The following is an 18,480-nucleotide window of genomic DNA, read 5'->3' on the forward strand; positions in this document are numbered from 1 at the left end:
CAGCGCGGGCATCAGCTTTTTTTGGCGCCCAGCTCGCGGTGGCGCTGCAAGGTGGTCCAGCGGCCTTGAAAGTGCTGGGCCAGCGCATTGACCAGGTAGACCGAGCGGTGCTGGCCGCCGGTGCAGCCCACCGACACGGTGGCGTAGCTGCGGTGGTTCTTCACCAGCTCGGGCAGCCAGTTGTCCAGAAAACGGATGATATCGGCCTGCATCTGCAGCACCTTGGGCTGCTGCGCCAGGAAGTTGGCAACCGGTGCTTCCAGCCCGGTGTGGGGGCGCAACTCGGGCTCGTAGTAGGGGTTGGGCAGCATGCGCACATCGAACATGTAGTCGCTGTCGATGGGGATGCCATGCTTGAAACCAAAGGACTGGAACAGCAAGGTCAGGCTCGATTGCGGTGCCTGGATCCACTCCTTGATATAGGCCTGCAGCTGGGAGCCGCGCATATTGCTGGTGTCGATCACATGGGCCTGCTCGCGCAGATCGGACAGCAGCGCACGCTCCTCTTCAATCATCTGCACCAGCGCGCGCGGGCCTTCCTGCAGCTTTTCGTTGGTAAGCGGGTGGCGCCTGCGGGTTTCGGAGAAGCGGCGCATCAGCGTGTCGCGCTGCGCATCCATGTAGATCAGCCGTACCTGCGCGCCCGCTTCGCGCAGCCGCTCGAGCTGCTCGGGCACCAGGTACAGGCCCTTGGCGCTGCGCGCATCCATTGCAATGGCCACGCGGCTGCCGTGCTGCCAGTGCTCCAGCGACACCAGGGCCTGCATCAGCTCGGGCGGAAAGTTGTCCACACAGTAGTAGCCCACGTCTTCGAGCGCATGCAGCGCCACGGACTTGCCCGAGCCGGCCATGCCGGTGATGACCACCACTTCCAGCGGCTGCGGGGCAGATGTCTTATCGGTCATTCATTCCTCCGGCAATCATCTCTTGGGCATGCGCCCGGCTGGTGGCCGAGAGGTTTTCGCCGCCCAGCATGCGGGCAATTTCATTGACCCGCTCGTCATCGGCCACGGTACGGATATGGCTGGTGCTGCCGCCTTTGCTGCGCTGCTTGGCCACCAGCAGGTGGTGGTCGCCGCGCGCAGCCACCTGGGCCAGGTGGGTAACGGCCAGCACCTGGCGGTCACGGCCCAGCGCCCGCATCACACGGCCCACCGCATCGGCCACCGCGCCACCAATGCCCGAATCGATCTCGTCAAAGATCAGGGTGGGCGCCTGGCCGAGCTGGCTGGTCGATATTGCAATCGCCAGCGAGATGCGCGAGAGCTCGCCGCCCGAGGCCACCTTGGCAATCGGCTTGGGATCGGTGCCGGGGTGGCCGGCGACCAGCAGTTCCACATCGTCGATGCCATCGCTGCGCGGCTCGCGTGCGGGGCTCACCTGGGCGACAAAACGCCCGCCGGCCATGCCCAGGTCCTGCATTGCCGCGGTGATCGCTTTGGACAGGCGCTTGGCCGCCTGCTGGCGCGCCTGGCTCAGCGTAGCGGCGACCTTTTGGTAGGCCTCCTGCGCCTGCTGGGCGTTTTTGGCCAGTTGCACCATGTCGGAGGAGGCTTCGAGCGCCAGCAGCTCGGCATGCCAGCCCTGCAGCAGCGCGGGCAGGTCTTCGGGCGCACGCTTGTAGCGCCGCGCCAGTGATATCCAGCTGCCCAGGCGCTGGTCCAGCTGTTCGAGCTTGTCCGGGTCCAGCTCGGCATGGCGCAGGTAGCCGTTGAGCGAGCGCATCACATCCTCGAGCTGGGCCAGGCACGACTCCAGCGACTCGGCCATCGCCGAAAAGCCCGGCTCCACATGGGCCTGGTCCTGCAGCGCATGCAGGCTGCGGTTGACCTGGGTGAGCGCGCCGCCGTCTTCGCCTTCCAGGCTGGCCATCGCGTTGTTGGCCGCGTCCATCAAGGCCTGGGCATTGGACAGGCGCCCATGCTGGGTGTTGAGCTCTTCCCATTCCTGCGGGCCGGGTGCGAGCTTGTCGATTTCGGCGATCTGCCAGAGCAGGCGTTCGCGCTCGCGCTGGTGGGTTTCTTCCATGCTGCGCGCTTGCTGCAAGGCCTTGTCGGCACTGCGCCACAGCGCATAGGCGCGTTGCGTGGGGGTGCTGTCGGCACCGGCATAGGCGTCGAGCAGCTGGCGCACCGATTCGGGCTGGGTCAGCCCCTGCCAGGCATGCTGGCCGTGGATATCGACCAGCGCGCCGGCAATGCTGCGCAGCTGCGTGGCAGTGGCGGGCACGCCATTGATCCAGAACTTGCTCTTGCCCTGCGCATCGATCACGCGGCGCAGCAGCAAGGTTTCCTCACCCGGCATGTCGTTGTCGGCCAGAAAGCCTTCGAGCGTGGCGGGCGTGTCGAACTCGGCCATCAGCTCGGCGCGGCTCGCGCCCTGGCGCACAAAGCCGGTGTCGGCGCGGTGGCCGAGCACCAGCTGCAAGGCATCGATCAGGATCGATTTGCCGGCACCTGTCTCGCCCGTCAGCGCGGTGAAGCCGGGCTGGAAATCCACCTCCAGCTGCTCGACGATGACGAAATCACGCAAGCCAATGCGTCTGAGGCTCATGGCGTGATGCCTCCTTCGTTCCAGCCCAGCTTTTTGCGCAGGGTGGCGTAGTAGTTCCAGCCCCGGGGGTGCAGAAAGCGCGCCTTGTGCGGCGCGCTGCGCACCAAAATCTTGTCACCGCGCAGGATGGAGGCGAGCGACTGCATGTCGAAATTGGCGGCCACATCGCGCCCGCCAATCACCTCGATCGAAATCTCCTGCGTGTCCGGAATCACGCTGGGCCGGTTGGACAGCATATGCGGCGCAATCGGTGCCATCACCCAGCAGGGCACCGTGGGGTGCACGATGGGGCCGCCGACCGACAGCGCATAGGCGGTCGAGCCGGTCGGGGTGGCAATGATCAAGCCATCCGCGCGCTGGTTGGCCACCAGCTGGCCATCGACCTCGACCCGCAGCTCGACCATGCCCGAGGTACCGCCCCGGTTCACCACCACATCGTTGAAGGCCAGGGCCTCGAAGACGCATTGGCCTTCGCGCATCACGCGGGCATGGATCATCGAGCGCACTTCTTCTTCGTACTCGCCCGCCAGAATCGCCGAGAGCGGGCCCATGAAGGTCTGCAACGGCACATCGGTCACAAAGCCGAGGCGCCCCTGGTTGATACCGACCAGCGGCGTGTTGTACTGGGCCAGCTCGCGCCCCACGCCCAGCATGGTGCCGTCACCGCCCAGCACAATGACCAGGTCGCAGCGTTCACCGATCTCCTGCATGCTGAGCGTCGGGTAGTGTTCCATGCCGGTGAAGGCGGCGGTTTCCTTCTCCAGGAATGCAGTGCCGCCCTGGGCCTCGATATAGCAGGCGATCTGGCTGAAAGCCGCATAGGACTGCTGGCGCACCTCGGCAGTGGGCGGTGCATGGTGTTTGCCGATCAGGGCAATGTGTTGGAAGCGAGACTGCATACGCAAATTACATCACCAAAGTGGCGTAATCTTTTTGAATTTCTTGAGCAGCCCCAGGTGGCGGCTGCCGCCTGCCCTGCAAAGGCGGGCCGCGCCGGTGGCCGGGGCTGGGCCTGGAGCTGCCCTGGCGCCTGCAGGCAGGCACGCGGGGCAGCTACGGCTTCATTGTTGCATGGGCGCCATAAGTCGGGTGCGTGGTAGCCATCTCTGGGGTCCGGCTGCTGGCTGGCGTGCTCCGGGTATCCCTGGTTCTGGCCCGAACGCGCCTGCTGGTGCCAAGGACACGGATAAAATGCGCCCATGCTCGATGACCGCGCCCGGCTGCTGCTCAAAACCTTGGTGGAACGCTATATAGCGGATGGCCACCCAGTGGGCTCCCGCGCGCTCACGCAGGCGCCGGGGCTGGACTTTTCGCCCGCCACGATCCGCAATGTGATGGCCGACCTCGAAGGCCTGGGCCTGATCGCCAGCCCCTACACCTCGGCCGGCCGCATCCCCACGGCCAAGGGCTACCGCCTGTTTGTCGACACCATGCTGACCGTAGACCCGGACCAGGTGGTGTCGGCCGAGATTGCGCCTGAGCAGCCGCAAAAGGTCATCACCAGCGCGGCTGGCGTGCTGTCGGAGCTGTCGCAGTACGTAGGCGTGGTGCAGGCGCCGCGCAAAAGCTCGTCGTTCCGCCATATCGAGTTCTTGCGCCTGTCGGAAAAGCGCATCCTGCTGATCCTGGTCTCGCCAGAGGGCGATGTGCAGAACCGGGTGATCTTCACCGAGTCGGACTACTCCCAAAGCCAGCTGATCGAGACGGCCAACTACCTCAACGCCCATTACGCCGGTTTGGCGATGGAGCAGGTGCGCCAGCTTCTGCGCAAGGAAGTGGACAGCCTGCGCGACGAGATTGCCGCACTGATGCTGGCGGCCGTGAATGTGGATGAAGATGCCCAAGAAGCGCCGCATGAGCTGGTGATTGCCGGCGAGCGCAACCTGCTGGCCGTCAGCGATTTCAGCAACGACATGACCAACCTGCGCCGGGCCTTTGACCTGTTCGAGCAAAAGACCCAGATCCTGCACCTGCTGGAGAACTCCAACCGCGCCGAAGGGGTGCAAATCTACATCGGCGGCGAGAGCCAGCTGCTGTCCGTCGAGGAGCTGTCGGTCGTCAGCACCCCCTACCAGGTCAACGGCAAAGTGGTTGGCACCCTGGGCGTCATCGGCCCCAAACGCATGCCCTACGAGAAGATGATCCAGATCGTTGGAATCACCTCCAAGCTCGTATCCAACGCGCTGAGCCATCCGAAATAGACGCTAGAATGCAAAGCTTCACTCGCCAGGGCTTCTGGCAGGTGGTGGTACCGGGGCGTTAGCTCAGTTGGTTAGAGCAGAGGACTCATAATCCTTTGGTCGCGGGTTCAAGTCCCTCACGCCCTACCAGATTCATTGGCTGCACAGCTATCATTTTTGATGCTGTGTGGCTTTTTTATTGGCGGGCATAGGCATGGCATCCGCAGTTGGGGCGAGGTGCAATCCAAGATCACCCGCGTGGCGGCTATGTCAGGAATACATTTCTCGCAGAACCTTGAGACAAGCTTGCGTTACCTGGGTTTTCAGGTCGCCTCGCTTATCAACCAGGCGTGACTTGTCTACTGCACGCATTTGGTCCAGGAGGATCAAGCCCTGGCTGCTTTGAAATGTCACCGGAACGCGAAAAGGGGCAGCATGGCTGCCGGTTGTCATCGGCGCTACCGTCACGATACCCAAGGCGAGGTTCATCTCATCGGGTGACAAGACGACACAGGGACGTGTCTTTTGGATTTCTTTGCCTTGTGTGGGATCAAGGTTGATCAGCCAAATCTCGCCGCGCTTGATGGGGTGGCTTGCGCTCACCATTCGACGAGTCCGTTGGCTTGTTGCGGGTTGGAGATGTCTTCATCCCATACAAGATCGGCATCTGCTGAGTTGCCAAACTCTCCCATGACAAGGCGGTCATCCTGCGATTGTGCGACCGCCGCAGCCGCTGCTGCCCAACCGCTGCGCACAGCAGGCTGGGCCTTGATAACGATGGATCCGTCAACGACTTGCACATCGGCAACCTGTGCGGTATCCAGGCCGGCCTGCACCAGCAGCGTTTTTGGCAGCACGACTCCTTTGCTGTTGCCGAATGCGCGAATGGTTAATTGCATAGTGACTCCTAAGTTATAACTATGTTATTACATTGCCAATGCTCGTGCAAGATCCGTGGTGTTGTTAGCCAAGGTAGCAAGGCCGTTCATAATCACCCACAAAATTGTTCGGGAGGTTTCTTCCATGGTGGATAAATCCTTGCTGCAGCAGCTGGTGCTGGAGCGGCTGGCCGATGACCTGCGGCAGGTCGAGCAGGCGGTGAGTGCGGCGCATGAAGCGGCGACCCACGAGGAGAATATTGCCGAGAACAAGTACGACACCTTGGGCCTGGAGGCGGCCTACCTGGCGACGGGCCAGGCGCGTCGCGCTGAGGCCATCCGCCAGGCGCTGGTCCATTGGCGGCTCTTTGGCCCGCAGCCCTACAGCGCCAGCAGAGGCATACAGCTGGGCGCGCTGGTCTGCCTGCTGGATGCGGACGAGAAACAGCAGCAGATCTTTCTCGGCCCTGAAGGGGGCAACATGAAGCTGGTCATTGGCACTGAGTCCATCCAGGTCATCAGCAGCCAAGCGCCCTTGGGCCAGGCGCTGCTGGGCAAGGCGGAGGGCGATGAGCTGACGCTGGAGGTGGCGCAGGTCAGGCAGCAGTTGGAGGTGCTGTGGGTTCGTTAAGCTGGCTGAACCCTGCGCCGCGTTTGCACCAGCACCATGGCCACCGCCACCAAGCTGGACAGCAGCGCCGCTCCCCAGGCTCCCAGTGCGGGGATTGGGGTGGGTGTGCCCGGGTTGGCCGTCGGGCCGGCTGTCACCGCAAAACTTTGTTGCTGCTGCGAGGCGGCGAAATAGGCGCCATTGCCTGCCTGGTTGGCATTGACCACACAGGTGCCCACGCTGAGAAAGCTCACCGTATTGCCCGTGACCGAACAAATCGCAGCCGCTGAGGGATCGATGGAAAAAACCACCGGCTCGCCCGATTCACCGCCAGTGGCTGCAATGTCGTAGCTGCCTCCCACAGGGGCAGGACTGGGCGGGGTGGAGCTGAAGGTGATGGACTGGGGCGTGGCGCCATCCGAGGAGCCGTTCAGGGTGATGGACTGGGTGCCAAGATTGTCGACTTCAAAACGGAAGGCATCTGTGACGGGGCCCGCAGCAGCCGGCGCAGTGAACGTAAAGCTGATCGTACAGGGCGTGAATTGCGGATAGGGGCCTGCAGCGCAGCTGCTGTCCACGACTGTAAAGGCGGAGTTTGCAGGCGGCGTGACGCTGCTGACATTCAGTATGAATGGCGTGGGGCCTTGGTACTCCACCGTAACGCTCTGCGCTGCCGATACGCTGCCCGCCGCCGTGTTGCTGAAGTTGATGCTGCCTGGCGTGAACAGCAGACCCTGTGCCTGCGCGGCCTGCAAGCCCAGCGCGGCAGCCACAGCGATCAGTGACTTAGTAATCCATGAAATGAATATTCTCATACCAACTCCAGATGATTGGAGTGGATGTTAGCACTCGCCTACTTTTTATGTCATCGGGTATAGCCTGACGGCGTCAGCAGCACCGGGCAACAGGAAAGCGCTGCACAAGGAGGCGCTGGACAGCGCATCAGCTGAGCAATAAACAAGACAGGGGAGAGGATCGCCATGCCGCGAGGGCCTATGCCTGTTTCCGGAACACAGACCTGGCAAGGTCCGCTGGAAGGACTTGGGCGGAGCGCGTCGCAAAGACGGCGAGAGCGCTTCAACGTGAAAAAAATGCCTGGCTACATGGAGAACCGCTGGCTAGCAAAAACGACCACTGGAGTAAAAACCCAGTAGGTCGCCCCACGATGAAACAAGGAACGGCGGCAATCGCTGAACCTTGGGGCCTATGATATTCGCAAATGAGAATTATTCTCATAAAACCATTTGATGAAAAGGGCGATCAGCGTTTGGCGGCAGCGCCAGCGGTTCGCAAGCCGTCGCCCGCCCCCAGCAGAACTGCCATACAAGGGGCGTAAGATGAACCTGCCTTCATGCGGGCATGGCTGCCCATGCCTGTGCATGGCGGCTGCACCCCGTGCATCAGCTGGCTGGCGTGGCCTAGCCTGCGCCATGCGCTGACCTCCACGAACGGAATAGGACCTTCATCATGACCGTCAAAGCCTATGGCGCCCACGCGGGTGACCAACCCCTGAAAGCCCTGAACATCGAGCGCCGCACGCCCGGCGCCCAGGACGTGCAGATCCGCATTGCCTATTGCGGCGTCTGCCACTCGGACATCCACCAGGTGCGCTCCGAATGGGCGGGCACGCTCTACCCCTGTGTGCCCGGGCATGAGATTGTCGGCGAGGTGGCGGCAGTTGGCTCCGAGGTGAGCGATTTCAAGCCCGGGGATCTGGTAGGCGTGGGCTGCATTGTGGACAGCTGCCAGCACTGCGTGGACTGCGGCATGGGGCTGGAGAACTACTGCAACCACATGGTGGGCACCTACAACGGGCCCACGGCCGATGCGCCGGGCCATACCTTGGGTGGTTATGCGCAAAGCATCGTCGTGCACCAGCGCTATGTGCTGCGCGTCAGCCACCCACCGGCCCAGCTGGCTGCCGTGGCGCCGCTGCTCTGCGCCGGCATCACCACCTACTCGCCACTGCGCCACTGGCGCGTGGGGCCGGGCCACAAGGTCGGGGTGGTGGGCATTGGCGGCCTGGGCCATATGGGCATCAAGCTGGCGCATGCCATGGGCGCGCATGTGGTGGCCTTTACCACCTCCGAATCCAAACGCGATGCCGCCAAGGCGCTGGGTGCTGCCGAGGTGGTGGTCTCGCGCAATGCCGATGAGATGGCCGCCCATGCCCAGAGCCTGGACTTTATCTTGAACACCGTGGCCGCCCCGCATGACCTGGACCCGTTCTTCAACCTGCTCAAGCGCGATGGCACGATGACCCTGGTCGGTGCGCCTTCTACCCCGCACCCATCGCCCGGTGTGTTTGGACTGATCATGAAGCGGCGCAGCCTGGCCGGATCGCTGATCGGCGGTATCCCCGAGACGCAGGAGATGCTCGATTTCTGCGCCGAGCACGGCATTGTGGCGGACATCGAGCTGATCCAGGCCGAGCACATCAACGAGGCCTATGAGCGCATGCTGCGCGGCGATGTGGCCTACCGCTTTGTGATCGACAACGCCAGCATCTGATGCCTTGAGTGCCTGACGCTCCAAATGCAGTGCATGCCCTGGGCAAGCACTGCATTTTTCTTTGGGGGCTGCGGCGGAACTTGTGCCCCTCGGCCGCCTCAGACAGCGGCCCTTTGTTTTTTGCTCCACGCCCCATGTTGTCACGTCGCTCCCTGGTCCTGTCCGGCAGTCTGTCTGCGGTGATGGCCGCTCTTTTGCCGATGGGCCACGCCCTGGCCCGCAGCCCGCAGCCGCCGCGCAAAATGCCGGTGCTGTTCATCGGCCATGGCAGCCCGATGAATGCGATCAGCGCCAACCCCTTTACCCAGCACCTGCAACGCTGGGGCGCTAGCCTGCCCCGGCCCACCGCCATCCTGGTGGTGTCGGCCCATTGGCTCACGCGCGGCAGCACCGGCGTGACGGTCAACGACAAGCCCGCCACCATCCATGATTTCTCCGGCTTTCCGGCCGAGCTGCATGCAATGCAGTACCCGGCCGCAGGCCACCCGGCGCTTGCTGCCAAGGCGGCCGCGCTGGTGCGCAGTGGCCAGGCGCAGCTGACGGACCAGTGGGGGCTGGACCACGGCACCTGGACCGTCTTGCACCACCTCTACCCCCAGGTCGATGTGCCGGTGTTCCAGGTCTCGATCGACTACAACCAGCCTGCCCCTTACCACTATGCAGTGGGCAAGGAACTGGCCGCCTTGCGCGAGCAGGGCGTGCTGGTCATTGGCAGCGGCAATATCGTGCACAACCTGCGCGCCACCGTGCGCGGCGCACCCGAGGGGCTGATGGCCGCCCGCGACTGGGCCCAGCAGTTTGATGAAGCAGCCAAGCAGGCCTTGCTGGCGGGCAACCACGAGGCCCTGGTGGCCTACCAGCAGCTGCATGCCTCGGCCAGGATGGCCGTGCCCACACCTGACCACTACTGGCCTTTGCTCTACGCCCTGGGCGCTGCCCATGGCAGTGGCCCGGCGCGCCAGGTGTTTGAGGGCTTTCAGTCGGGCACCATCAGCATGCGCTGCCTGCAGTGGGATGCCTGATCAGCGCAGGCTCCTGAGTGCCTGGGCAAGCTGCTCTACACCCCGCTCAATCTCGGGCAGATCCAGCAAGGCATAGCCCATCACCACGCCGGCCTCCGCATGCCTGGCCTGCTGCAGGTACAGCGGGCTGATCGGGTAGACGCGCACGCCGCGCTGCGCCGCCGCCTGCACCAGCTGCGCCTCGCAGCTGGCGGGCAGCGCCGGAAACCACACGGCCAGATGCAGGCCGCTGGCAGCGCCCTGGATGCGCACTTGCGTGCCCAAGTGCTTGTCCAGCGCCTGCAGCAAGGCCTGCTGGCGCGCCTGCTGTTTGCGCCGCATGCGCCGCACATGGCGGGCGTAGCTGCCGTCGTCGATCAGCTGGGCCAGCGCGCGCTGGGGGCCGGTGGCACTATGGCGGTCGGTCAGCAGCTTGGCCTGGGCAAACAGGCCGGCCAGCGCCGGGGGCAGCACCATATAGCCCAGGCGCAGCTGGGGCGACAAGGTTTTGGAGAAGGTACCGACATGGATCACGCAGTCCGCGCTGTCGAGCGACCACAGGCTGGGCTCGGGCCGCACGGTGTAGCGGTAGTCGCTGTCGTAGTCGTCCTCGATCAGCCAACAGCGCTGCGCACGGGCCCAGTCGAGCAGGGCATGGCGGCGGGCAATCGGCAGGTAGCCGCCCAGCGGAAACTGGTGGCCTGGCGTCACATAGGCCAGCCTGGCGGATGCCTCTGCGGTCAGCGCCGCCAGCTGCGCGGTCTGCAGGCCATCGTCATCCACATCGGCGCAGACCAGCTGCGCGCCATAGGCTGCAAACACCTGGTGCGCCATGCGGTAGCCGGGGTTCTCGACGACGACCGGGTCGCCCGGGTTGAGCAGCAGCCGGGCGCAGAGATCGAGCGCATGCTGCGAGCCGTTGACGACCAGGATCTGCTCCGTGCTGCAGCGTATATCCCGGGTCTGGTGCAGGTGCTTTTGCAGCGCCTGGCGCAGCTCGGGCGCTCCCAATGGGGAGGCATATTCCAGCCGCTGGCTGCGCTGGCCTTCGGCCTGGCGCAAGGCCTTGAGCCAGTGCAGGGTCGGGAAATCGCTGCCCGCCAGCGGCCCGTAGACAAAGTCGATCATCCCGGCCGGATCGGGCGCAGGCGGGCGCAGCGGCATGGCCTGCAGGCGCTGGGCAAAGGCGGACAGGCGATCGTTGTCGGGCAGCTGGCGCTGGGGCTCGGAGGCAGCTGCCGCTTGGCCCTGGGCGCGGATGCGGTCAGCAGCCCCTGCGGCCCCGCGCGGGGCCGCCCCGGGCCGGGTATCGACAAAGCCATCCGAGGCCAGTTGCTCATAGACCAGGCTCACCGTGCCGCGCGACAGGCCCCGCTCAGCGGCCAGCGCCCGGGTCGAGGGCAGGGCGGTGCCGGCCGCGTAGCTGCCGTCACCGATGCGCGCGCGGAGGTCGCGGTACAGGCTGCGGCTGCCGGGACGGGTGGACGGGTGGGCTGGCATGGCGGGCAACTGGACCAGTGATTTTGTTGAAAACTGGCTATTTTTAACCAGAAGCGGCAGCCGCACAATCCGGGCTTGGCCGCAACCCAGCCCGGGCGCGGCAGCAGTTTTGACTGGAAAAAAGAATGTTCAAAGGTTTGAGTGCGTTTCCGCTGACCCCGATGGATGAGAGCGGCATCGATATGCCGGCATTTGCGCAGCTGGTGCAGCGCCTGGTGGCGGCCGGTGTCGATTCCATCGGCGCGCTGGGCTCTACCGGCAGCTATGCCTATCTCTCGCGTGCCGAGCGGGCCCAGGTGGCGGCGCTGGCGGTGGAGCAGGCCCAGGGCGTGCCGGTGGTCGTGGGCATTGGCGCGCTGCGCAGCCGCGATGTGCTGGACCTGGCCGATGACGCCCAAAAGGCTGGCGCCAGCGGCCTGCTGCTGGCCCCGGTCTCCTACCAAAAACTGACCGATGACGAGGTCTATGGCCTCTACCAGGCTGTCTCGCGTGCGGTGTCGGTGCCCATTGTTGTCTACGACAACCCCGGCACCACGCGCTTTGAGTTCAGCGATGCGCTGCATGGCCGCATTGCGCAGCTGCCCCATATCGCCTCGATCAAAATCCCCGGCGTGCCGGCCGATGCGGCCGAGGCCAAGGCGCGTGTGCAGCGCCTGCGCGCTGTCGTGCCTGCCCATGTCAGCATCGGCGTCAGTGGCGATGCCTTGGGCGCCAAGGGCCTGGTCGCGGGTTGCGATGCCTGGTATTCGGTCATCGGTGGCCTTTGGCCCCAGACCACCTTGGCGATCACGCGCGCTGCGCTGGCGGGCCAAGCGGAGCAGGCGCTGGAGCTGTCCGAGCGCCTTGCGCCGCTGTGGTCCTGGTTCCAGCAAAAGGGTGGCAGCCTGCGCTCGGTCGCCACCGCTGCCGAGCTGATGGGCCTGGCCCGCTCACCCTGCCTGCCGCTGCCGTTGCACACCTTGCAGGGGGCGGATCGCGCGGCATTTGCAGCGCTGTTGCAAACGCTGGATCTGGCCTGAGCGCTGCCAGCGGCTATCACGACGGCGACCGGCCGCTGACAGGCCAGCCGCCAGTGTTCAAGCCGCCAGGCGCCTGGCCTGCGCGCGCAGCAGATCCATAAAGTTCTGCTGCTCTTGCGAGGCCTCCTGGTCCTTGCGCGTCAGCATGCCAAACGGGGCCATCGGCACATCGATCTGCACCGGCAAGGTCTTGACCAGGCCCATGCGCAGATAGTCCTTCAAGGCCGAGTCCGACAGCAGCATCACCGCGTCCGTCAACTGCACCAGCTGCTGCATCGAGTAGACGGAGCTGCACTCGGTGATATCGGCAGGCACCGGCAGCTCCAGGCTTTGCAGCAGCTGGTCCAGCGCGATACGCGCCGGCGTGCTGGCCGGCTGCAAGATCCAGGGCCAGTCGCGCACCAATTCCTCCCAACTCAGCTTGCGGCGCCGCGCCAGCACATGGCCGCTGCGCACCACCACCAGCAGGCGCTCATTGCCCAGCGCTTCAAAGTCATAGGCCTCGCTGTCGCCGGCAATGCGGCGGCGCGCAATGGCCAGGTCAATGCGGCGCTGGTCCAGCAGGCGCAGCACCTGGTCGCTGGTGTCGCCCATGATGCGCAGGCGCAGCTGCGGGCTCTGCGCTTTCATCTGGGCCACGGCCGTCATCACCAGGTCGGGCGCTGCACCCATGATGGTGCCGATCGCCAGGTAGCCATAACCGCCTTGGCGGCGCACCGCCAGGTCCTCGGCGCAGCGGTCCAGGCTGTTGAGCGAGGCCTCGGCAAAGCGCACCAGCTGCAGGCCCAGCGCGGTGGGGCGCATGCCGCGCGGCAGGCGCTCAAACAGCTGGCAGCCAAACATGTCTTCGATCTCGCGCAGCATGCGCGTGGCAGCCGGTTGCGACATCGCCAGGCTGATCGATGCGCGGTGCAGATTCAGGCTCGACCCCAGCGCCACCAGCATGTGCAGATGCTTGTAGCGCAGGCGGTTGAGCAGGCTGCGCTGCAGCGGTGGTGCGGCCGATAAAGCGGGTTTTGCTGGCATAAATAAAAGGTATCGGATATGACTGAAATTTGATTTGTTAGGCATCAATCATGCGCGTACATTCAGCTCCACACAAGAACGAATGACCTTTTAGGAGACAAACATGAACGCCATCGCGCACACTTTTTTCAGACCTCCCGCCTCACGACGGCGCTAGCGCAAGCCGCGCCCCATCGGCGCTGGCTTGCCAGCGCCGCCTTCTCCTTTCTCGCTCCCGCAGCGCCCGCCATTTGGCAGGCGCGCAGGCCGCGCATTGTCTTTAAGGATTTGTCGTGAAAAAACTCCCCGCTCCCTTGCTCGCCAAGATCTCCTGGCGCCTGCTGCCCTTCTTGCTGCTGATGTACATCATGGCCTTTCTGGACCGGGCCAATGTGGGCTTTGCCAAGGTGGCCTTCCAGGCCGATACCGGCATCAGTGACGCCGCCTTTGCGTTTGGCGCCGGTGTGTTCTTTGTCGGTTATGCACTCCTGGAAGTGCCCAGCAATCTGATCATGCACCGCATCGGCGCGCGCATCTGGATGTGCCGCATCATGGTCACCTGGGGCCTTGTGTCGGCCGCGATGATGTTTGCCCATAACGAGACCACCTTCTATGTGCTGCGCTTCCTGCTGGGCGTGGCCGAGGCGGGCTTCTTCCCCGGCGTCATCCTGTACCTCACCTACTGGTTCCCGGCCGCGCACCGGGCGCAGGCCATGGGCTTTTTCTACTTCGGCGCGCCGCTGGCCTTTATCTTTGGCAGCCCCTTGTCGGGCCTGCTGCTGGAGCTCGATGGCATGGGCGGCTGGCATGGCTGGCAGTGGCTGTTTGCGGTCGAAGGCCTGATGGCTGTGGCCGTCGGTATCTGGTCGTATTTCTACCTCACCAACCGCCCGGCCGATGCCCAGTGGCTGACCGCCGATGAGCGCCGCCAGGTGCAGGACATCATCGACAGCGAAGAGCGTGCCAAGGGTGGCCACCAGCACAGCCTGCTCGCTGCCATGTGCCAGCCACGCGTACTCTATCTGGCGCTGGTCTATCTGCTGATCCAGGCCAGCGTCTACGGCGTGGTGTTCTACCTGCCCAGCCAGGTGGCGGGCCTCTTGGGCACCAAGGTGGGGCTGCAGGTGGGCCTGGTCTCGGCCATCCCCTGGCTCTGCGCACTGCTGGCCGCCTGGTGGGTGCCCGGCTTTGCCCAGCGCAGCCAAAAGCCCCGCAGCGTGGCCAGCATGACCCTGGTCGTCGCAGCCATCGGCATGGCCGCATCGGTGAGCTTCTCCAGCCCGCTGCTGGGTGTCGCAGCCCTGTGCTTTGCGGCGGCAGGTTTTATCGCGGTGCAGCCGGTGTTCTGGACCTTTCCTGCCAACACGCTGGCGGGCGCCGCTGCTGCGGGTGGCATTGCGCTGATCAATTCGCTGGGCGCCGTGGGCGGCTTTGTCGCCCCCATCGTCAAGAACTGGGCCGAGGGCCATTTCCACTCACCCGCCGCAGGCCTGTACCTGCTGGCAGGCACAACGGTACTGGCAGCGCTGCTGGTGTTGGGCATCCGGGCCCGCATGGCGCCCGCTGCGCTGCAGCCCCAGGCCGCTGCCTAAATTGCATAAGGAGCAAACACCACCATGAGCCAGATCCCCACCATCAAGCAAGTGCGCGCCTATACCCTCAAAGGGGGCGGTGCCGACTACCACGACCAGGCCGATGGCCACTGGATCGACGACCACATCGCCACGCCCATGGCCAAGTACCCCGAGTACCGCCAGAGCCGCCGCAGCTTTGGCATCAATGTGCTGGGCACCCTGGTGGTGGAGATCGAGGACAGCGCAGGCAATGTCGGCTTTGCCGTCACCACTGGCGGTGAGCCCGCAGCCTATATCGTCGAGAAGCACCTGGCGCGCTTTCTGGAAGGCGCCAAGGTCACCGACATCGAGCGCATCTGGGACCAGATGTACTGGTCCACCCTGTACTACGGCCGCAAGGGCATCGTGATCAACACCATCTCCGGGGTAGACCTGGCGCTCTGGGACTTGCTGGGCAAGGTGCGCGGCGAGCCGGTGCACCAGCTGCTGGGCGGCGCGGTGCGCGATGAGCTGCAGTTCTACGCCACCGGCGCGCGCCCCGATCTGGCGCAGAAGATGGGCTTTATCGGCGGCAAGATGCCTCTGCACCATGGCCCGGCCGAAGGCGAAGAAGGCCTGCGCCGCAACCTGGAGGAGCTGGCCACGATGCGCGAGCGGGTGGGCCCCGATTTCTGGCTGATGCTGGACTGCTGGATGAGCCTGGACCTGAACTACGCCACACGCCTGGCCCAGGGCGCGAAGGAGTATGGCCTCAAGTGGATCGAAGAGGCACTGCCGCCCGATGACTACTGGGGCTATGCGGCCCTCAAGAAGAACGTGCCCACCGGCATGCTGGTGACCACCGGCGAGCATGAGGCCACACGCTGGGGCTTTCGCCAGCTGCTGGAGATGGGTTGCTGCGACATCATCCAGCCCGATGTCGGCTGGTGTGGCGGCATCACCGAGCTCTTGAAGATATCGGCGCTGGCCGATGCCCACCAGGCGCTGGTGATTCCGCATGGCTCCAGCGTCTACAGCTACCACTTTGTGGCCACGCGCCACAACAGTCCCTTTGCCGAGTTTTTGATGATGGCGCCCAAGGCCGACGAGGTCGTGCCGATGTTCCATCCGCAGCTGCTGGGCGAGCCGGTGCCGGTGCAAGGCCGCATGCGCCTGTCGGCGCTGGACAAGCCCGGTTTTGGCGTGGAGCTGAACCCGGCTTGCGAACTGCACCGCCCCTACACCCATTGATAACCATTGCTGGGCCCGCGCTGACGGCCCACCCAGGAGACAGCTTATGGATTTGCCATTGAACCCCTTCAAGGCCGCGCTGCGCCGCAGCGAGCCGCTCTACGGTATCTGGGCCGGTTTTGCCACGCCCTATGCGGCCGAGATCATCGCCACCACCGGCTACGACTGGATGCTGGTGGATGGCGAGCATGCGCCCAATACCGTGCCGACGCTGCTGGCGCAGCTGCAGGCCGTGGCGCCCTATGCCACGCACCCGGTGGTGCGGGCGGTGCATGGCGATGCGGTGCTGATCAAGCAGTTGCTGGACGCTGGCGTGCAGACCCTGATGGTGCCGATGGTCGAGACGGCCGAGCAGGCCCGCGCGCTGGTGCAGGCCATGCGCTACCCGCCGCATGGCATCCGGGGTGTGGGCGGGGGCCTCACCCGCGCCACGCGCTGGGATGCGGTGCCCGACTACATCCGCACTGCGCATGAGCAGCTCTGCCTCATCGTGCAGATCGAGTCGCGCCTGGGCGTGGAAAACGCCGCCGAAATTGCGGCTGTCGACGGTGTCGATGCCGTCTTTATCGGCCCGGCAGACCTGTCCACCGGCATGGGCCATGCGGGGGATGCCAGCCAGCCCGAGGTGCAGGACTGCATACGTCGCACCATCGAGACCACCTTGGCCCATGGCAAGGCCTGCGGCATTCTGGCGCCGCGCGAGGAAGATGCGCGCCGCTACACCGACTGGGGCTGCCGCTTTGTGGCCGTCGCCATCGATATCAGCCTGATGCGCCAGGCCGCTGTGGCCAACCTGGCGCGCTACCGCGCGCCCACCCAGCCCGCCATTGTCTCTACCACCTACTGAGGACGACCCATGCCCACAACCCCTGTTTTGCGCAACTACATTGCTGGCGCTTTCACGGACAGCGCCGAGCTGCACGAGGTGCGCAACCCCGCCACGGGCGCGCTGCTGGCGCAGTCGCCGCTGTCAACCCAAGCCGAGGTGGACCGCGCCATTGCAGCGGCACGCGGCGCGCAAAATGCCTGGGCACGCCGCCCGGCGATCGAGCGCGCGCAGTTCCTGCGCCGCATTGCCGCCCGCCTGCGCGAGAACGTGGCGCGCATTGCGCGCACCATCACCGAGGAGCAAGGCAAGGTGCTGGGCCTGGCCGAGGTGGAGGTGAACTTCACGGCCGACTACCTGGACTACATGGCCGAATGGGCGCGCCGCATCGAGGGCGAAGTTATCAGCAGCGACCGGGCCAACGAGCAGATCTTTCTGCTGCGCAAGCCGATGGGCGTGGTGGCCGGCATCCTGCCCTGGAACTTCCCCTTCTTCCTGATCGCGCGCAAGATGGCGCCGGCGCTGCTGACGGGCAATACCATCGTCATCAAGCCCAGCGAAGAGACCCCCATCAACTGCCATGCCTTTACCGAGTTGCTGGCCCAGTGCGAGCTGCCCGCTGGCGTGTTCAATGTGGTCTATGGCCAGGGCGGCACCGGCGGCGCGCTGTCGGCCCATGCCGGGGTAGACATGATCAGCTTTACCGGCAGCGTGGGCACGGGAGAGCGCATTGCTGCCGCCGCTGCGCCGCATATCACCAAGCTCAACCTGGAGCTGGGTGGCAAGGCGCCCGCCATTGTGCTGGCCGACGCCGACCTGGACCTGGCCGTCAAGGCCATCCGCGATTCGCGCATCATCAACACCGGCCAGGTCTGCAACTGTGCCGAGCGCGTCTACGTGCAGCGCCAGGTGGCCGATGAGTTCACTGCACGCATCGCCCAGGCGATGGCCGCCACCCGCTATGGCGACCCGATCGCGCAGGCCGATGTGGAGATGGGCCCGCTGATCAACCAAAAGGGCCTGGACAGTGTCGATGCGAAGGTGCGCCGTGCGCTGGCCGATGGCGCGCAGTTGGTCACTGGCGGCCAGGTGGCCGATCTGGGTGCCGGCTTTCACTACCAGCCCACCGTGCTGGCCGGCTGCCGTGCGGACATGGAGATCATGCGCAAGGAAATCTTTGGCCCTGTGCTGCCGATCCAGGTGGTCGAGGACCTGGACGAGGCGATTGCGCTGGCCAATGACTGCGAGTACGGCCTCACGTCCTCCCTCTACACCCGCGATCTGTCCAAGGCCATGCAGGCGATGCGTGAGATCGATTTTGGCGAGACCTAAATCAACCGCGAGAACTTCGAGGCGATGCAGGGCTTCCATGCCGGCGTGCGCAAGTCGGGCGTGGGCGGTGCCGATGGCAAGCACGGGCTCTACGAGTACACCCATAGCCATGTGGTGTACCTGCAGTCCTGATCGAGCAGCCACCCTGAGGTTGAACAGCCTCCGCTATCCGCCGTAAAAGAAGGGGGGCCCCCCCCGGGAGCCACGGGGGGGGGGGGGTTGGTTTTGTGGGGGGGGGGGGGGGGGGGGGGGGGGGGGGGC

General features: G+C 64.9%; 16 protein-coding genes, 1 tRNA gene and 1 pseudogene. 10 read left to right on the forward strand and 8 right to left on the reverse strand.

Features of this window, described 5'->3' with window-relative positions:
- Nucleotides 1-11: 11 nt before the first annotated feature.
- Genes rapZ through WH265_RS16885 form a run of 3 tightly spaced genes read right to left on the reverse strand, consistent with a single transcriptional unit; the run spans nt 12 to nt 3,452 of the window.
- On the reverse strand, nt 12-905 hold the full coding sequence (gene rapZ / locus WH265_RS16875) for an RNase adapter RapZ (protein ID WP_021025023.1): 894 nt from the start codon (nt 903-905) through the stop codon (nt 12-14).
- On the reverse strand, nt 895-2,553 hold the full coding sequence (gene recN / locus WH265_RS16880; RefSeq protein ID WP_339559036.1) for a DNA repair protein RecN: 1,659 nt from the start codon (nt 2,551-2,553) through the stop codon (nt 895-897). The genes rapZ and recN overlap by 11 nt, the downstream gene beginning before the upstream one ends.
- A complete protein-coding gene (locus tag WH265_RS16885) occupies nt 2,550-3,452 on the reverse strand; it encodes an NAD kinase (RefSeq protein ID WP_312988822.1) in 903 nt (300 codons plus the stop codon). Before WH265_RS16885 ends, recN begins: the two co-directional genes overlap by 4 nt.
- 300 nt (nt 3,453-3,752) lie before the next feature.
- Here WH265_RS16885 and hrcA point away from each other — a divergent pair, with 300 nt between their 5' ends.
- Nucleotides 3,753-4,754 carry a heat-inducible transcriptional repressor HrcA gene (gene hrcA / locus WH265_RS16890; RefSeq protein ID WP_260720237.1) on the forward strand — a complete coding sequence of 334 codons (1,002 nt, stop codon included), beginning with the start codon at nt 3,753-3,755 and terminating at the stop codon, nt 4,752-4,754.
- A gap of 52 nt (nt 4,755-4,806) precedes the next feature.
- A tRNA-Ile gene (locus WH265_RS16895) sits at nt 4,807-4,883 on the forward strand.
- 120 nt (nt 4,884-5,003) lie between these two features.
- Here WH265_RS16895 and WH265_RS16900 read toward each other — a convergent pair.
- Together WH265_RS16900 and WH265_RS16905 are read right to left on the reverse strand one after the other, a co-directional pair.
- The gene (locus tag WH265_RS16900; RefSeq protein WP_021025027.1) at nt 5,004-5,339 is read right to left on the reverse strand and encodes a type II toxin-antitoxin system PemK/MazF family toxin; all 336 of its coding nucleotides are present in this window, start codon (nt 5,337-5,339) and stop codon (nt 5,004-5,006) included.
- A complete protein-coding gene (locus WH265_RS16905) occupies nt 5,333-5,632 on the reverse strand; it encodes an AbrB/MazE/SpoVT family DNA-binding domain-containing protein (protein ID WP_339559037.1) in 300 nt (99 codons plus the stop codon). Before WH265_RS16905 ends, WH265_RS16900 begins: the two co-directional genes overlap by 7 nt.
- Nucleotides 5,633-5,759: 127 nt before the next feature.
- Here WH265_RS16905 and WH265_RS16910 point away from each other — a divergent pair, with 127 nt between their 5' ends.
- Nucleotides 5,760-6,242, forward strand: coding sequence for a GreA/GreB family elongation factor (locus WH265_RS16910; protein ID WP_339559117.1), 483 nt, complete (start codon nt 5,760-5,762; stop codon nt 6,240-6,242).
- Here the strand turns inward: WH265_RS16910 and WH265_RS16915 are convergent.
- Nucleotides 6,239-7,036 (reverse strand): hypothetical protein, encoded by a 798-nt coding sequence (locus tag WH265_RS16915; RefSeq protein ID WP_339559038.1) that lies wholly within the window; start codon nt 7,034-7,036, stop codon nt 6,239-6,241. The genes WH265_RS16910 and WH265_RS16915 overlap by 4 nt on opposite strands.
- Before the next feature lie 652 nt (nt 7,037-7,688).
- Between WH265_RS16915 and WH265_RS16920 the strand changes: the two genes are divergently transcribed.
- Both WH265_RS16920 and ygiD read left to right on the forward strand, forming a co-directional pair.
- Nucleotides 7,689-8,732 carry an NAD(P)-dependent alcohol dehydrogenase gene (locus tag WH265_RS16920; protein WP_339559039.1) on the forward strand — a complete coding sequence of 348 codons (1,044 nt, stop codon included), beginning with the start codon at nt 7,689-7,691 and terminating at the stop codon, nt 8,730-8,732.
- A gap of 134 nt (nt 8,733-8,866) precedes the next feature.
- Entirely contained in the window at nt 8,867-9,754 is an 888-nt protein-coding gene (gene ygiD, locus WH265_RS16925; RefSeq protein ID WP_021025032.1) for a 4,5-DOPA dioxygenase extradiol, read from the forward strand.
- Here the strand turns inward: ygiD and pdxR are convergent, their stop codons facing one another.
- The gene (gene pdxR / locus WH265_RS16930) at nt 9,755-11,233 is read right to left on the reverse strand and encodes a MocR-like pyridoxine biosynthesis transcription factor PdxR (RefSeq protein WP_339559040.1); all 1,479 of its coding nucleotides are present in this window, start codon (nt 11,231-11,233) and stop codon (nt 9,755-9,757) included.
- Nucleotides 11,234-11,358: 125 nt separating this feature from the next.
- Here pdxR and WH265_RS16935 point away from each other — a divergent pair, with 125 nt between their 5' ends.
- Nucleotides 11,359-12,252, forward strand: a complete 894-nt coding sequence (locus WH265_RS16935; RefSeq protein WP_339559041.1) for a dihydrodipicolinate synthase family protein — start codon at nt 11,359-11,361, stop codon at nt 12,250-12,252.
- A 57-nt stretch (nt 12,253-12,309) separates the two neighbouring features.
- Here the strand turns inward: WH265_RS16935 and WH265_RS16940 are convergent, their stop codons facing one another.
- A complete protein-coding gene (locus WH265_RS16940; RefSeq protein ID WP_021025186.1) occupies nt 12,310-13,278 on the reverse strand; it encodes a LysR family transcriptional regulator in 969 nt (322 codons plus the stop codon).
- A 272-nt stretch (nt 13,279-13,550) separates the two neighbouring features.
- Between WH265_RS16940 and WH265_RS16945 the strand changes: the two genes are divergently transcribed.
- From WH265_RS16945 to aldA, 4 genes and pseudogenes are all read left to right on the forward strand, one after another.
- Nucleotides 13,551-14,849: an MFS transporter gene (locus WH265_RS16945; protein WP_339559042.1), complete on the forward strand. Its 1,299-nt coding sequence runs from the start codon at nt 13,551-13,553 to the stop codon at nt 14,847-14,849.
- Between the two features lie 24 nt (nt 14,850-14,873).
- Nucleotides 14,874-16,061: an L-rhamnonate dehydratase gene (gene rhmD / locus WH265_RS16950; protein ID WP_312416280.1), complete on the forward strand. Its 1,188-nt coding sequence runs from the start codon at nt 14,874-14,876 to the stop codon at nt 16,059-16,061.
- 46 nt (nt 16,062-16,107) lie between these two features.
- On the forward strand, nt 16,108-16,908 hold the full coding sequence (locus WH265_RS16955; RefSeq protein ID WP_116927021.1) for an HpcH/HpaI aldolase family protein: 801 nt from the start codon (nt 16,108-16,110) through the stop codon (nt 16,906-16,908).
- Nucleotides 16,909-16,917: 9 nt separating this feature from the next.
- A pseudogene (gene aldA, locus WH265_RS16960) lies at nt 16,918-18,351 on the forward strand (aldehyde dehydrogenase).
- The last annotated feature ends 129 nt before the right edge of the window (nt 18,352-18,480 follow it).

The sequence above is a fragment of the Comamonas sp. MYb396 genome, from assembly GCF_037479555.1.
Taxonomy (GTDB): Bacteria; Pseudomonadota; Gammaproteobacteria; order Burkholderiales; family Burkholderiaceae_C; genus Comamonas.